This window comes from Pseudomonas deceptionensis (assembly GCF_900106095.1).
Taxonomy (GTDB): domain Bacteria; phylum Pseudomonadota; class Gammaproteobacteria; order Pseudomonadales; family Pseudomonadaceae; genus Aquipseudomonas; species Aquipseudomonas deceptionensis.
This window is the reverse complement of sequence record NZ_FNUD01000002.1, coordinates 3789396-3803847: the sequence shown is the minus strand read 5'-3', so window position 1 is coordinate 3803847 and position 14452 is coordinate 3789396. Positions and strand designations below refer to the sequence as shown.

At 61.1% G+C, this 14452-nt stretch carries 11 protein-coding genes; 8 read left to right on the top strand and 3 right to left on the bottom strand.

The features are described 5' to 3' along the window. Positions 1-17 precede the first annotated feature (17 nt). The 4 genes from BLW11_RS17445 (at position 18) to BLW11_RS17430 (ending at position 4235) form a co-directional block, all read left to right on the top strand. Positions 18-1136: a muconate cycloisomerase family protein gene (locus BLW11_RS17445; protein ID WP_048361577.1), complete on the top strand. Its 1119-nt coding sequence runs from the start codon at positions 18-20 to the stop codon at positions 1134-1136. A 173-nt stretch (positions 1137-1309) separates the two neighbouring features. Continuing rightward, positions 1310-1600, top strand: a complete 291-nt coding sequence (gene catC / locus BLW11_RS17440; RefSeq protein WP_048361578.1) for a muconolactone Delta-isomerase — start codon at positions 1310-1312, stop codon at positions 1598-1600. Positions 1601-1641: 41 nt separating this feature from the next. Further along, positions 1642-2586 carry a catechol 1,2-dioxygenase gene (gene catA, locus BLW11_RS17435; RefSeq protein ID WP_048361579.1) on the top strand — a complete coding sequence of 315 codons (945 nt, stop codon included), beginning with the start codon at positions 1642-1644 and terminating at the stop codon, positions 2584-2586. Positions 2587-2819: 233 nt separating this feature from the next. After that, positions 2820-4235, top strand: coding sequence for an FAD/NAD(P)-binding protein (locus BLW11_RS17430; RefSeq protein WP_048361580.1), 1416 nt, complete (start codon positions 2820-2822; stop codon positions 4233-4235). 51 nt (positions 4236-4286) lie between these two features. On the opposite strand, the gene mgrA is transcribed toward BLW11_RS17430, so the two are convergent. Next, positions 4287-5324: an L-glyceraldehyde 3-phosphate reductase gene (gene mgrA, locus BLW11_RS17425; RefSeq protein ID WP_048361581.1), complete on the bottom strand. Its 1038-nt coding sequence runs from the start codon at positions 5322-5324 to the stop codon at positions 4287-4289. Between the two features lie 335 nt (positions 5325-5659). On the opposite strand from mgrA, the gene BLW11_RS17420 reads away from it, so the two are divergent. Both BLW11_RS17420 and BLW11_RS17415 read left to right on the top strand, forming a co-directional pair. Continuing rightward, positions 5660-6760, top strand: a complete 1101-nt coding sequence (locus BLW11_RS17420; protein ID WP_048361582.1) for a polyamine ABC transporter substrate-binding protein — start codon at positions 5660-5662, stop codon at positions 6758-6760. Positions 6761-6849: 89 nt separating this feature from the next. Continuing rightward, positions 6850-7950: a DmpA family aminopeptidase gene (locus BLW11_RS17415; RefSeq protein ID WP_048361819.1), complete on the top strand. Its 1101-nt coding sequence runs from the start codon at positions 6850-6852 to the stop codon at positions 7948-7950. 582 nt (positions 7951-8532) lie between these two features. On the opposite strand, the gene BLW11_RS17410 is transcribed toward BLW11_RS17415, so the two are convergent. Together BLW11_RS17410 and BLW11_RS17405 are read right to left on the bottom strand one after the other, a co-directional pair. Then, the gene (locus BLW11_RS17410) at positions 8533-10272 is read right to left on the bottom strand and encodes a dipeptidase (RefSeq protein ID WP_048361583.1); all 1740 of its coding nucleotides are present in this window, start codon (positions 10270-10272) and stop codon (positions 8533-8535) included. A gap of 103 nt (positions 10273-10375) precedes the next feature. After that, a complete protein-coding gene (locus BLW11_RS17405; RefSeq protein WP_048361584.1) occupies positions 10376-11158 on the bottom strand; it encodes a helix-turn-helix transcriptional regulator in 783 nt (260 codons plus the stop codon). Positions 11159-11251: 93 nt separating this feature from the next. Here BLW11_RS17405 and BLW11_RS17400 point away from each other — a divergent pair, with 93 nt between their 5' ends. Continuing rightward, positions 11252-12076: a carbon-nitrogen hydrolase family protein gene (locus BLW11_RS17400; RefSeq protein WP_048361585.1), complete on the top strand. Its 825-nt coding sequence runs from the start codon at positions 11252-11254 to the stop codon at positions 12074-12076. Beyond that, entirely contained in the window at positions 12073-13173 is a 1101-nt protein-coding gene (locus BLW11_RS17395) for a polyamine ABC transporter substrate-binding protein (protein ID WP_048361586.1), read from the top strand. The genes BLW11_RS17400 and BLW11_RS17395 overlap by 4 nt, the downstream gene beginning before the upstream one ends. Positions 13174-14452: the final 1279 nt, after the last annotated feature.

The following is a 14452-nucleotide window of genomic DNA, read 5'->3' as shown; positions in this document are numbered from 1 at the left end:
CTGACGGGAACACTCAAATGAACCAAGTCCTGATTGAAAGCCTGACGACCCAGATCGTCGACCTGCCCACCATCCGTCCGCACACGCTGGCGATGCACACCATGCGCAAGCAGACCCTGGTGATCCTGCGCCTGCGTTGTAGCGACGGTATTGAAGGCATCGGCGAAGCCACCACCATCGGTGGCCTGGCCTACGGGTACGAGAGCCCGGAAAGCATCAAGGCCAACATCGATGCGCATCTGGCCCCGATGCTGATAGGCAAGCCAGCGGCCAATATCAATGCCGCCATGCAGACCCTGGACAAGATTGCCAAAGGCAATACCTTCGCCAAGTCCGGAATTGAAAGCGCGCTGCTGGATGCTCAGGGCAAGCGCCTGGGGCTGCCGGTCAGCGAGCTGCTGGGCGGTCGGGTACGTGACAGCCTGGAGGTGGCCTGGACCCTGGCCAGCGGCGACACCGCCCGCGATATCGCCGAAGCCGAGCAGATGCTGGATGTGCGCCGTCACCGGATTTTCAAGCTGAAGATTGGCGCCAACCCGCTGGAGCAGGATCTCAAGCATGTGCTCGCGATCAAAAAGGCCCTGGGTGATCGCGCCAGCGTGCGGGTTGACGTGAACCAGTACTGGGACGAGTCCCAGGCCATCCGTGGCTGTCAGGTGCTGGGTGACAACGGTATCGACCTGATCGAACAGCCGATTTCGCGGGTCAACCGCTCGGGGCAGGTGCGCCTGAACCAGCGCAGCCCGGCGCCGATCATGGCCGACGAGTCCATCGAAAGTGTCGAGGACGCCTTCAGCCTCGCGGCCGACGGCGCAGCCAGTGTGTTCGCCCTCAAGATCGCCAAAAACGGCGGCCCCCGCGCTGTGCTGCGTACTGCGCACATCGCCGAAGCGGCCGGTATTGCCCTGTACGGCGGCACCATGCTGGAAGGCACGGTGGGCACGCTGGCATCGGCCCATGCCTTCCTCACCCTCAAGCAATTGACCTGGGGCACCGAGCTGTTCGGGCCGCTGTTGCTCACCGAAGACATCGTTATCGAAGCGCCGCAGTACCGTGACTTTGAACTGCATATCCCGCGAACTCCGGGCCTGGGCCTGACGCTGGACGAAGAGCGTCTGGCGCGTTTCAGCCGTTGAGCAAAGCCTTGCAGGCGCCTCGATGTCTTCGCGAGCGGGCTCGCTCCCACAAATGGCATCCCGCGTACCCCGAGCCTGGGCCTGACGCTGGACCAAACCTTGTGGGAGCGAGCCTGCTCGCGATGAAGGCTCGCTCCCACAAATAGCATTCCCGTGTATTCAAGGAGAACCCCATGCTTTTCCACGTAAAAATGACCGTCAACCTGCCGCTGGACATGGACCCGACCAAGGCCGCGAAACTCAAGGCAGACGAAAAGGAACTGGCCCAGCGCCTGCAACAGGAGGGCAAGTGGCGCCATCTGTGGCGCATTGCCGGGCACTACGCCAACTACAGCGTATTTGACGTGGCCAGCGTCGAGGCATTGCACGACACCCTGCTGCAACTGCCGCTCTTCCCGTACATGGATATCGAGATCGAAGGGCTGTGCCGCCATCCGTCCTCGATCCACAGCGACGACCGCTAACGCTCAATTCCCTCGCATAAGAACAACATAAGGTGAGCCTCATGACCGTGAAAATTTCCCACACTGACGGTATTCAGAGCTTCTTCAAAGAAGCCGCCGGCTTTGGCAGCGACAACGGCAGCACGCGTCTCAAAAGCATCATTTTGCGTGTGCTGCAAGACAGCGCAAAAATCATCGAAGACCTTGAAATCACCGAAGACGAATTCTGGAAGTCCGTGGACTACCTCAACCGTCTGGGCGGCCGCTCCGAGGCCGGGCTGCTGGTGGCGGGTCTTGGCATCGAGCACTTCCTCGATTTGCTGCAGGACGCCAAGGATGAACAGGCCGGCCTGACTGGCGGCACCCCGCGTACCATCGAAGGCCCGTTGTACGTGGCCGGGGCCCCGCTGTCCGAAGGGCACGCGCGGATGGACGACGGCAGCGAGGAGGGCGTTGCCACCGTGATGTTCCTCGAAGGCCAGGTGTTCGACACTCAGGGCAAGCCGCTGGCCGGTGCCACGGTCGACGTATGGCAGGCCAACACCAAAGGCACCTATTCGTTTTTCGACCAGAGCCAGTCCGAATACAACCTGCGTCGGCGCATCATCACCGATGCCGAAGGTCGCTATCGCGCCCGCAGCATCGTGCCCTCGGGTTACGGTTGCGATCCGCAGGGGCCGACCCAGGAATGCCTGGACCTGCTGGGCCGTCACGGCCAGCGTCCGGCCCATGTGCACTTCTTTATCTCGGCCCCCGGCCACCGCCACCTGACCACCCAGATCAACCTGTCGGGCGACAAGTACCTGTGGGACGACTTTGCCTATGCCACCCGCGATGGCCTGGTGGGCGAAGTGCAGTTTCGTGACGACAGTGCCCGTGATGTGACGGGGCGTTATGCCGAGCTGACATTCGACTTCCAGTTGCAGCCGGCCACCGCCCCGGCAGCCGAACTGCGCAGTCATCGCCCGCGAGCGTTGCAGGACAACTGTTCGCCAGGCAACAGTTGAGCAACAGACTGAAGTGAATCCGGACACTGCGCGGGCTGGTCAAGCCCGCGCAGCCGCGTGCCCACACGAAATGTGTCATGGAGATAATCAACAGTCATTAAAACTGGCATGGCCTGTGCAAAAGCTCGTGCAATGGGTAGCTTCAGGAGTAACTCGATGCTCCGTGACAGGTACTGTGTCGGCCATCGATCCTGTGTTCAGCGCTTAAAAAATCCAAGAACGAGTGAATAGCCATGAATGAGCCGCAAACCGGACAGGCGACTCCCGCCATCCGTGAGGCCGATGTGTTGATTGTTGGCGGTGGGCTGAGCGGCGCCTTGTTGGCCATGCAGCTGCTGCGGTTGCCCGGTGCCCGGCAGATTGTCGTGGTGGAACCGAGGGCTGAACTGGGGCGGGGCGAGGCCTACAGCGCCACCGAACTGGGGCATACCTTGAACGGCAATGCGGCGCGCATGAGCGTCGAGCCGGACGATGCCGATGACCTGACCCGCTGGCTGCAAGCGTATATCGCTGACGGCGGCTGGCCCGAGTCCGATCAACAGTCGGTGCCGGTGGCCCAATTGTTCCCGCCACGCGGGCTGTTCGGGCTGTATGCCCGGCAACGTCTGGCCCAGGCGCTGGCCATTGGCGAGCGCAACGGGTCCAGCCTGACCCACGTGCGCGACGAAGTCATCGACCTGCAAACCCTTGAGCACGGGGTTGCGGTCACGCTTAAGGGCGGTGCCGCGTGGCAGGCCGGGGCGGCGGTGCTGGCCACCGGGATGTTCCCGGCCGCCCGTACCGCCCAGCGTCAGTCCAGTGGCCTTAACGCGGCGGCTCTGGACCCTTGGGATGTTGACGCATTGCGCGGGTTGCCTGTGGACGCCCGGGTGCTGATCATCGGCTCGGGGCTGACCATGGTCGATGCGCTGGAGTCGCTGAATCAGGCCGGGCATCGCGGGCCGATCGAGGTGTTTTCGCGACACGGCCTGTTGCCCCATGTGCGCCGTCAGCCACCCCCCTGGGAAGACTTTTTGAGCCAGGCGCCGGATCTGCGCAGCCCCTTGCAGTTGCTGCGTGAGCTACGGCGCCAATGTGCCCTCGCGCAGGCGCAGGGCATCGACTGGCAGGCGCCGCTGGACACCGTGCGGGTGCATATCGCCAGGCTTTGGAGCCAGGCCAGTGACAGGGAGCGCCGCCAGTTTGTGCGTCATGTGCGGCCCTGGTGGGAAAGCCATCACCACCGCTCGCCGCCCCAGGGCAATGCCTTGCTGGAGCGGTTGCTCAACGAAGGGCGGCTGAGTATCCGTGCGGCGTCATTGCAAGGGGTCGATAGCTCGGGCCCGCGGATTCGTCTGCGCTACCGTGGTCAGGATGAAGCGGTATGGGTAGAAGGGGATGGGCTGATCAACTCCACCGGTATCGAGTACGACTGGCGCCGGGTGGATAAAGCCTTGCCCCGGCAGCTGTTGCAGCGCGGGCTGATCCAGCCGGGTAATTTGGGGTTGGGGATTGCGGCGGACCCTGGCGGGGCGGTGTTGAATGCGGCGTCGGTACCGGCGCAGCGTCTGTTTGCCATGGGGCCGCCGCTGCGTGGCCAGTGGTGGGAAAGCACCGCGGTGACTGACGTTGCCTTGCAGGCCAAGGCGTTGGCAGAGCGGTTAGCGTGACAGACCCCGAACCTTCTTCCTTGGAAGAGGGTTCGGGGGAGGGGCTTTTGACTATTGCGCCGTAGACGGTTTTTTCCAGAGGTTGATCCCGCCTTCCTGGGCAAAATGGTCAATGCTGGCCAGTTCCTCCGGGCTGAAGGTCAGGTTTTGCAAGGCCCCGACGTTCTCGATGATCTGCTCCGGCCGGCTGGCACCGATCAGCGCCGAGGTCACGCGCGGGTCGCGCAGGGTCCAGGCCAGTGCCATCTGGGCCAGGCTCTGGCCCCGTTGCCGGGCAATCTCGTTGAGCGCCCGCACATGGGCAATATTGCTCTCGGACAAGTGCGAAGCCTGCAACGAGCCACCGCCCGGACGGTTGACCCGCGCATCAGCCGGTATGCCATTGAGGTACTTGTCGGTCAGCAACCCCTGAGCCAGCGGGGTGAAGGCAATCACGCCAGCGCCCAGCTCGTCGGTGGTGTCCAGCAGGTCCTGTTCAACCCAGCGGTTGAGCATGTTGTACGCCGGCTGGTGGATCAGCAGCGGCACTTTCCACTCCTTGAGAAAAGCGGCTATTTCCCGGGTCTTCACCCCGGAGTACGACGAGATCCCGATGTACAGCGCCTTGCCCTGTTGCACGGCCGTGGCCAGGGCGCTGGCGGTTTCTTCCAGTGGCGTATCGGGGTCGAAACGGTGCGAGTAGAAAATATCCACGTAGTCCAGCCCCATGCGCTGCAGGCTCTGGTCAAGGCTGGCCAGCACGTACTTGCGTGAACCGCCGCCCTGACCGTAAGGGCCGGGCCACATGTCCCAGCCGGCCTTGCTGGAGATGATCAGCTCATCGCGGTACTGCTTGAAATCTTCACGCAGCAAACGGCCGAAATTGGTCTCGGCGCTGCCGTAGGGCGGGCCGTAGTTGTTGGCCAGGTCGAAGTGGTTGATGCCCAGGTCGAACGCGGTGCGCAGCAGGGCACGCTGGGTGTCGATGGGCGTGCTGTCGCCAAAGTTGTGCCACAGCCCCAGAGACAGTGCCGGCAACACCAACCCGCTGCGGCCCACGCGGCGGTAAGGGATGGAATCGTAGCGGTTATCGGCAGCGGTATAAGTCATCGAATCCTCTTCGTTCAGGTGTGTTGGTACGTTGGATGGGCGTGGCGAGCATGCATAGTGCCTGTTTTGGAGGAGCAGGTTGCACATCCATTCATTCTGATTTTTTTGGCGGTGGCCCGGCACGGCCGGACATAGATTCGGACACGCATAATGGCCACAGCGATCCCCTTTTGGCCCGCTCCCCACTGTGAACCCGGGAGTCTGTCAGCAAGAATCAAGCCTACCCACCACACAACAATAAATTTGACCGTCCTTGCCCTTGGCCATTTGCAGGCCGCTGCCGTGTACAGAACATAACAACTATCGATCTCACGCCACATTCGGGGAACTGATCCATGGACACTATGAAACGCTTGCTGGGCGCCACTGTTTGCGGTCTGACCCTGCTGGCCGGCGCAGCGCATGCCGAACAGCGCCAATTGCGGGTCTACAACTGGGCGGACTACATCCTGCCGTCCGTACCCAAGGACTTCGCGAAACAGACGGGCATCAACGTGACCTGGGACTCTTTCGACACAAATGAATCCCTGGAAGCCAAACTGCTGACGGGCAACTCGGGGTATGACCTGGTCGTGCCGTCCAACCAGTTTCTCGATACCCAGATCAAGGCCGGCGTGTTCCAGAAACTGGACAAGTCAAAACTGCCCAACTGGCAGCATCAAGACCCCGCGTTGCTCAAGCTGCTGGAGACCAATGACCCCGGCAACCAGTACGCCGTGCCCTACATGTACGGCACGGTGCTGATCGGCTTCAACCCGGCCAAGGTCAAGGCCGCGCTGGGCGACGACGCACCGGTGGACAGTTGGGACCTGGTGTTCAAGCCCGAAAACATGGCCAAGCTCAAATCCTGTGGCGTGGCGATGCTCGATACACCTTCGGAAATCCTGCCGATAGCGCTGCATTACCTGGGCCTGGACCCCAACAGCCAGAACCCGGCCGACTATGAAAAAGCCAAAGAGCTGATGTTGAAGATCCGCCCGTACGTGACCTACTTCAACTCGGCCAAATACATGACGGACATTGCCAATGGCGATATCTGCGTGGCCATCGGTTACTCCGGCAGCTTTTACCAGTTCGGCAACCGGGCCAAAGAGTCGGGTAACGGGGTGGTGGTCGACTGGCGTCTGCCGAAAGAAGGCGCGCCGATCTGGTTTGATACGTTCGCCATCCCCAAAAGCGCGAAGAACGTCGCCGAGGCCCATGAGTTCCTGAACCACTTGCTGGAGCCCAAGGTGATTGCCGGTATCAGCGATTTTCTGGGTTACCCCAACGCCAACAAGGACTCGCTGGCACTGATCAACCGTGACATCACCGGCAACCCGAACCTGACGCCCACCCCCGAAGCGCTCGCCAACCTGTATGTGGTGCAGCCGTTGCCGCAAAAGCTGGAACGCGTGCGGACCCGGGTCTGGACCAGTATCAAGTCGGACAAGTAACCCCTCGGGGGTAGTGAATGGGGGGTATCGTCAAGTGCCTGCCGGGTTTCTACACTGGGGGCACTTTATCGAATGACGAGAACAACACCATGCGTATCCGTGAGCTTGGCATCACCATCGGTTCAGGCACTCCGGGCGTGTACAACGCCATTACCGATGTCCCCGGGGTTCGTGTCGGTCATCACACGCTCAATGTTGAAACCGACGAAGTTTCCATCCATTCCGGTGTGACCGTGATTGAGCCGCGGGCCGGGGCCACCCACCTGCAACCGTGTTTTGCGGGCGTGCATGTGCTCAATGGCAATGGTGACGCCACGGGGCTGGAGTGGATTCGCGAGGCGGGTTTGCTGACTTCGCCCATTGCCTATACCAACACCCACAGTGTTGGCGTGGTGCGCGATGCACTGGTGGCGGCCGAGCGGGAGATGGGCAAGCAGCACACCTATTGGTGCATGCCCGTGGTGCTGGAAACCTACGATGGCACGCTGAACGATATCTGGGGGCAGCACGTTACCGCCGAGCATGTGCACCTTGCCCTGCAAGCGGCCCGTAGCGGCCCGGTTGCAGAAGGCAACGTCGGTGGTGGCACGGGGATGATCTGCCATGAATTCAAGGGCGGGATCGGCACCTCTTCGCGGGTATTGAGCCCGGAGCAGGGCGGCTGGACCGTGGGCGTGCTGGTACAGGCCAACTACGGCGTGCGCGAAGCCTTGCGGGTGGCTGGTTACCCGGTCGGCACGGTGCTGGACGATGTGCCGTCGCCCTTTAAAAGCGCGGTCAATGTCGGCGTACCGGGCATGGGGTCAATCGTGATTACCATTGCCACCGATGCGCCTTTGCTGCCGCATCAATGCACCCGGCTTGCGCAGCGTGCCAGTGTCGGGCTGGCGCGGGTGGGCGGAGGTACCGAGGATTCCAGCGGCGATATTTTCATTGCCTTTTCGGTGGGCAACAACAACTTGCCGGCGGCCAACTTCGGTCATCCGGGTGAGCCGACAACGGCGTTGCAGATGGTCAATAACGACTACATTTCGCCGCTGTTCGGGGCGGCGGCGGATGCGGTTGAAGAAGCCATTCTCAACGCCATGCTCGGTGCCGATGACCTGAAAGGGTGTGGCAATACCGTGCTGGCGCTTAAGCCTGAGCGTTTGCTGGCTGCCCTTGAACAGGTGGGCTGGAAAGCAGTTTGAATGTTTGTGGGCGCCGGGCTTGCCCGTGAGGCATCCTCCAATCTGCTGTGGAAGCAAGCCAGCCCCCACAAAATCTGCGCCATGTGCCTGATTACTGTGGGAGCCAGCCTGCTGGCGAAGGGATCCCTGGAGGCCGTATGGCAGGGCAGGGACTCGCCGTAAGGGCGAGACCTGTGTACATATCCATTTGATGCGCCACGGCGTTTTACGGGTTCCGCCCTTACGGCGGCTCACTTTTGTCAAACAGCCACAAAAGTAAGCAAAAAGGCCTTGCCCCGGCGTACGGCCCTCGCTGCGCTCAGGTGTCCCTCGCTCCGGTCCCGCTCCGTGGGCACGCCGTGACGGGCCATCCTTGGCCCAACACGGCTCTCCCGGCATCCATGCCGGGAGACCCACTGCGCAGAACCTCCACTCGGCCTCCCGAAGGGGCGGGTAGATCAAGAGCAGATCAAAAGCCAAAGCCAAAGCAAAGCAACAGATTGCGCAGTACACAAACCCTGTAGCCGCTGCCGAAGGCTGCGATCGGGTTGGTGCGCCACTGCGACGAAGCGCCAGCAAAACCTGTGGCTAAAAGGGTGTGTCTCAGAGTTTTGGCAACTGCCCGATACGCGCCATCATCTCGGTCACGATCTGCAAGTCCAGCATGAACTGCTCCACCGTCTTGAACTCGTTGTCGTTGTGGCCGGTGTATTTGACGTCGGGCATGGCCAGACCAAATTGCACGCCGTTGGGCAACTCATGTACCGAAGTGGCGCCCGCCGATGTGCCGTACTTGTGCTCCATGCCCAGGTTCTCGGTGGCCACGGCCAGTAGCGCCTTGACCCATTCGCCTTCAGGGTTGCGGTACATCGGCTCGGCGATCGTGTAGTCAAAGGTCACCGGGACTTGCTTGCTCTTGCTCCAGGCATCCAGCTTCCCGGCGATTTGCGCCTGGAGCACTTGCGGGGACTTGCCCTTCGGCACACGCAGGTTGACCGCCAGCTTGAGGGCCTTGTCATCCAGCCCCACAAAGGTCAGCGAAGTGGTCAACGGCCCCATGAACTCATCAGAAAACCCGACCCCCAGCTTGCCACCCTCGTAGTCCAGCCCCCAGTTGTCGGCGCCATAGTGTGCAGCGTCGGTAATGTGGTTGTGCTTGAGGGCGATCTGGCCATCAACGCTGCTGATAAAGTCGAGCATCCTTGCCACCGGGTTCACCCCGGACTCTGGCTCGGAGGAGTGCGCAGAAACCCCTGTGACGGTCAGTACGACATCCTTGCCGACCACCTTGGCATTGACCTCGAAGTTTGCACCGTTGCGCTCGGCATACTCGGCACCGGCCTTGTTCAGGCTGGCGGCCAGTTCGGCAGGCTTGTCGGTGACAAAAGTGGCGACTGAAGTCGACGGGATCTGGTTGGTGGCCAGGCCGCCCGTGAGCGAGATGATTTCGGCGCCCTGGCCCTCGGCGTTACGCCGCGCAAAACTGGCCATGACGGTGCCGTAGCCTTTTTCTGCAATCACTACCGGGTAGCCGCCATCCAGCGCCAGGTTGTAGTTGGGCGTGGGGTTGCGTTCGAAGTAATAAGGGATGGCGTCGCCAGTGGTTTCCTCGGTGGTGTCCACCAGCAGCTTGAAGTTGCGGGCCAGCGGCAGTTTCTCTTCCTTGATCACCTTCATGGCGTACAGCGTCACCACGATGCCGTTCTTGTCATCCTCGGTGCCGCGGCCATACATGCGATCGCCGATCAGGGTGACTTTAAACGGGTCAAGTCGGGTGCCGTCCTTGAGTACCCAGTTTTCAGGGCTCACGGGCACCACGTCGGCGTGGGCATGGATACCCACCACCTCATCGCCACTGCCCTCAAGGGAAATTTCATAGACACGGTTGTCGATGTTGCGAAAGTTAAGGTCGAAGGACTTGGCCAGGTCCTGGATCTTGTTGCCGATCTTGATGAACTCAGGGTTCTTGTACTGCGGCACATCGTCCAGATTCACGGTCGGGATGGCGACCAGTTCACGCAGGGTCTGGGTGGCTGCGTTGCCGTACTTGAGCCGGGTATACAGGCCCAGCAGGCGATAGATATCGTTCTGCTGTTCGGCGGACAAGGTCTTGTTATCGAGGAAACCATCGATGGCAGGCCCCAGGTTGTCGGTCCTGGCCAGGTCACTCTTGGCCAGGCTGGCCAGGAACTGCCTGAAATCCGTGACCTTTTGATCACTGAAGGTTTTGAGAATGAGGCCGCTCTGTTGCGGGGTGATCGTGGCGTGAGCGCTGGTGGTGAACGCGCTGAGGCTGGCCAGCATCAGGGTTGCTGCGGCCAGTTGCTTGAGTGAGAAATCCATTGCGAGGGGCATTCCTTGGCAGTCGGTCAGGTAGAAATGTGGGGTGAATGAAACAAAACATTTCCAAACTTACACTGCAAGGAAGTGCAACGGTAGGTGCTTTTTATTCCTGCGCCTGCAAAAACAGCGAGAACAGCTCGGACTGTGACTTGATCCCCAGCTTGCTGTACATGTGCTTGCGGTGCACCTTCACGGTCTCGGCAGAGATCGCCAGTTTGCGCGCGATTTCCTTGTTCGAGCAGCCGCTGAGCAGCAGCAGGGCGACTTCCATTTCACGCCCGGTCAGTGGCGTAGTCAACTGCTCGGCTGCCGCTTCCAGGCGGCTTTGCCAGTTGGGCGTCAGCTCCGGGGCCTCCCCGGGTTCGCGCTCGAACATCAGGCGCTGGCGCATCAATGCGGCCACCCAGGGTTGCACCAGGCCCAGCAACGCGGTCTGTTCCAGGCTGAATCGGCACTGGTTGCCCAGCGACAGGCTGAGGGTGCGCTCGTTGTCGAGTTGTACGTTGATGTGCACCTCGTCAGTGACGACGTTCAGGCGGAAATAACGCTGATAGTAATCGGTCTGCTCAAAGCATTCCGGGGCCACGTCCTGCAGGCGGAACAACCCGGTTCGCGGTGCTTCGCGGTTGGCAATGTAGAACGGGTCCAGCAGGTACAGGCCCTTGAGATAGTCCTGGAACAGCGAGTCCATGCCGCCGTCTGCGCCGGGGGATTCGGCCAGCACCCGGGGTTTGCCGGCGCTGTAGACAAGCACCACCCAGTTGTCCACGGGCACATAGCGGCCCAGCAAACGCACCAGCGCGGTCCAGAAATTGGGCTGGTCGAGGGTTTCGATCACCCGGCCCATGGCGTCATGCCAGGCCACATCCTGCAGCGTCAGATTCATCTCACTACCCATTGGGTGTTACCCCATCGAAGTCATATATTGGCGCTGAGCGGCGCACCATACTCGGCTCATCCCTCCGTGCAAGGATCTGAGATGAACATTGAATTGGTGCAACTGGCAGGCCGTGACGGCGACACCGCTTATAACCTGTCGCGTACTCTGAACGCCATCGCCACCTGCGCTGGCGATACCGATTTACTGGTGTTCCCGGAGACCCACTTGACCGGTTTTGTCGGCGGTCAGCAATTGGCGCAGGTGGCCGAGCCCTTGACCGGTCCGACGCTGAAAGCCGTGTTGCAGGCCGTGCGTGAGCGTGATGTGAGTGTGGTGGTGGGCATTGCCGAGGCCCATAACGGGCGTTTCTACAACACCTCGGTGCTGGTGACGCCCGAGGGGATCGCGCTGCAGTACCGCAAGACCCATCTATGGCCAACCGAGCGTGGCGACTTCTGCCCCGGCGACCGTTTTACCACCGTGCTGTGGCGGGGCATTCGGGTGGGCCTGCTGATCTGCTACGACATCGAACTGCCGGAAACCGGCCGCGCCCTGGCGCAACTGGGCGCCCAGCTTATCATCGTCACCAACGGCAATATGGACCCCTACGGCCCTGTGCACCGTACTGCGCTTCTGGCCCGGGCCCAGGAAAACCAGATGTTTGCCGTAATGGTCAACCGCGTCGGGGCAGGGGATGACGGGCTGGTGTTCGCGGGCGGCAGCATGGCGGTCGACCCGTTCGGGCGGGTGCTGTTTGAAGCCGGGCGTGATGAAAGCCGTCAGGTTGTCGAACTGGATCTGGAGCAACTCAAGGCTGCCCGCCGCGAGTACGACTACCTCAAGGACCGTCGTTTGCTGCTCTCGGGAGAGCAGCTCGAGCATGCAGACGGTCGTCGCGAACTGTTGATCGGAGCAGGCAAATGAAGACACCACAGGTTATGCGCCTTGCGCTGGCAGCACTGTTGAGTTGCAGCATCGGCCATGCGGTTGCGGCCGGGCCCAAGGTCAATATCTACAACTGGTACGACTTTATCGCCCCGGACACGATGAAAAACTTCCAGGCCGATACCGGCATCAGCTCGATGTATGACGTGTTCGACAACAGCGATGTGATGCAAAGCAAGCTGATGGCCGGGCGCAGTGGTTATGACGTGGTCGTGGCCACCGGGGATCTGCTGCCCAACCTGATCAAGGCCGGGGTACTCAAGGAACTGGACCCCGCGCAATTGCCCAATCGCTCGCATCTGGACCCGGACATTCTGGCCAAGATGCAAAGCAACGATCCGGGCAATCGCTATGCCGTGCCGTACCTGTGGGGCACCACGGGGGTCGGCTATGACGTGGACAAGGTCAGGGCAATCCTGGGGCCGGATGCGCCGGTTGATTCCTGGGACCTGATCTTCAAGCCCGAGAACCTGAGTAAGCTGAGCCAGTGTGGCGTGGCCATGCTGGACGCTCCTGGCGAAATCATCCCCATCGCCTTGCATTATCTCGGGCTGCCTTACAACAGCACCAACCCCCAGGACTACCAGAAAGCGGAGGCGTTATTGCTGACGCTGCGGCCGTATATTCGCTATTTTGACTCGTCCAAATTCATCACCGATCTGGCCAACGGCAACGTCTGTGCGGTGGTGGGTTGGGCGGGCGGGGTGCAGGACGCGAGGACCGCCTCCCAGGTGGCCGGCAATGGCCGCGACATCCGTTACAGCATTCCCCGTGAAGGCGCGCCGATCTGGGTTGAAAGCATGGTGTTGCTCAACGATGCGCCCAACCCGCAGCAGGGCCTGGCGTTTATCGACTACATGCTGCGCCCGCAGGTGATTGCGCAGACCTCTACCTATCTCAAGTACCCCAATGCCAATCTGGATGCCAAGGCGCTGATTGACGAAAAGATCCGCGACAACCCGCAGATCTACCCTGGCAAAGACGTGATGGCCACCCTGTTTCCGCTTGAACCGTTGCCGCTGAAACTTGAACGGGTGCGCACGCGGGTGTGGAGCAAGGTTAAAAGCGGGACGTGATTTGAGCGTTGAGGCTACAGGCTGCACCTCTCTTTGTAGCCGCTGACGAGTAGAACGAGGCTGCGACCGGCTGCGTAGCAGTCGTAAAACCATGCAGCCTGGATTTTCAGGAAAAGTGCGGTTTCCGGTTTTTCGACCGCTTCGACGCAGTGGCTCACCAACCCGGTCGCAGCCTCGCGAAGCTCGTCAGCGGCTACAGGCTGCACCTCTCTTTGTAGTCGCTGACGAGTAGAACGAGGCTGCGATCGGCTGCGTAGCAGTCGTAAAACCATGCAGCCTGGATTTTCAGGAAAAGCGCGGTTGCCGGTTTTGCGGCCGCTTCGTCGCAGTGGCGCACCAACCCGGTCGCAGCCTCGCGAAGCTCGTCAGCGGCTACAGGCTGCACCTCTCTTTGTAGTCGCTGACGAGTAGAACGAGGCTGCGATCGGCTGCGTAGCAGTCGTAAAACCATGCAGCCTGGATTTTCAGGAAAAGCGCGGTTGCCGGTTTTGCGGCCGCTTCGTCGCAGTGGCGCACCAACCCGGTCGCAGCCTCGCGGAGCTCGTCAGCGGCTACAGACTGCGCCTGTCTTTGTAGCTGCTGACGAGTAGAACGAGGCTGCGATCGGCTGCGTAGCAGTCGTAAAACCATGCAGCCTGGATTTTCAGGAAAAGTGCGGTTTCCGGTTTTGCGACCGCTTCGTCGCAGTGGCTCACCAACCCGGTCGCAGCCTCGCGGAGCTCGTCAGCGGCTACAGACTGCGCCTGTCTTTGTAGCCGCTGACGAGTAGAACGAGGCTGCGATCGGCTGCGTAGCAGTCGTAAAACCATGCAGCCTGGATTTTCAGGAAAAGCGCGGTTTCCGGTTTTGCGACCGCTTCGTCGCAGTGGCGCACCAACCCGGTCGCAGCCTCGCGGAGCTCGTCAGCGGCTACAGGCTGCACCTCTCTTTGTAGCCGCTGACGAGTAGAACGAGGTTGCGATCGGCTGCGTAGCAGTCGTAAAACCATGCAGCCTGGATTTTCAGGAAAAGCGCGGTTTCCGGTTTTGCGACCGCTTCGACGCAGTGGCTCACCAACCCGGTCGCAGCCTCGCGGAGCTCGTCAGCGGCTACAGGCTGCGCCTCTCTTTGTAGCCGCTGACGAGTAGAACGAGGCTGCGATCGGCTGCGTAGCAGTCGTAAAACCATGCAGGCTGGATTTTCAGGAAAAGCGCGGTTGCCGGTTTTGCGGCCGCTTCGTCGCAGTGGCGCACCAACCCGATCGCAGCCTTCGTTCCTCGTCAGCGGCTACAGAGGTTAG

Bases quoted from the DNA above. Each gene is read 5' to 3' on its own strand.
- BLW11_RS17430 (WP_048361580.1), top strand. From the start codon at position 2,820: ATGAATGAGCCGCAAACCGGACAGGCGACTCCCGCCATCCGTGAGGCC.
- BLW11_RS17420 (WP_048361582.1), top strand. From the start codon at position 5,660: ATGGACACTATGAAACGCTTGCTGGGCGCCACTGTTTGCGGTCTGACC.
- BLW11_RS17445 (WP_048361577.1), top strand. From the start codon at position 18: ATGAACCAAGTCCTGATTGAAAGCCTGACGACCCAGATCGTCGACCTG.
- BLW11_RS17400 (WP_048361585.1), top strand. From the start codon at position 11,252: ATGAACATTGAATTGGTGCAACTGGCAGGCCGTGACGGCGACACCGCT.
- catA (WP_048361579.1), top strand. From the start codon at position 1,642: ATGACCGTGAAAATTTCCCACACTGACGGTATTCAGAGCTTCTTCAAA.
- BLW11_RS17415 (WP_048361819.1), top strand. From the start codon at position 6,850: ATGCGTATCCGTGAGCTTGGCATCACCATCGGTTCAGGCACTCCGGGC.
- BLW11_RS17410 (WP_048361583.1), bottom strand. From the start codon at position 10,272: ATGGATTTCTCACTCAAGCAACTGGCCGCAGCAACCCTGATGCTGGCC.
- BLW11_RS17395 (WP_048361586.1), top strand. From the start codon at position 12,073: ATGAAGACACCACAGGTTATGCGCCTTGCGCTGGCAGCACTGTTGAGT.
- BLW11_RS17405 (WP_048361584.1), bottom strand. From the start codon at position 11,158: ATGAATCTGACGCTGCAGGATGTGGCCTGGCATGACGCCATGGGCCGG.
- catC (WP_048361578.1), top strand. From the start codon at position 1,310: ATGCTTTTCCACGTAAAAATGACCGTCAACCTGCCGCTGGACATGGAC.
- mgrA (WP_048361581.1), bottom strand. From the start codon at position 5,324: ATGACTTATACCGCTGCCGATAACCGCTACGATTCCATCCCTTACCGC.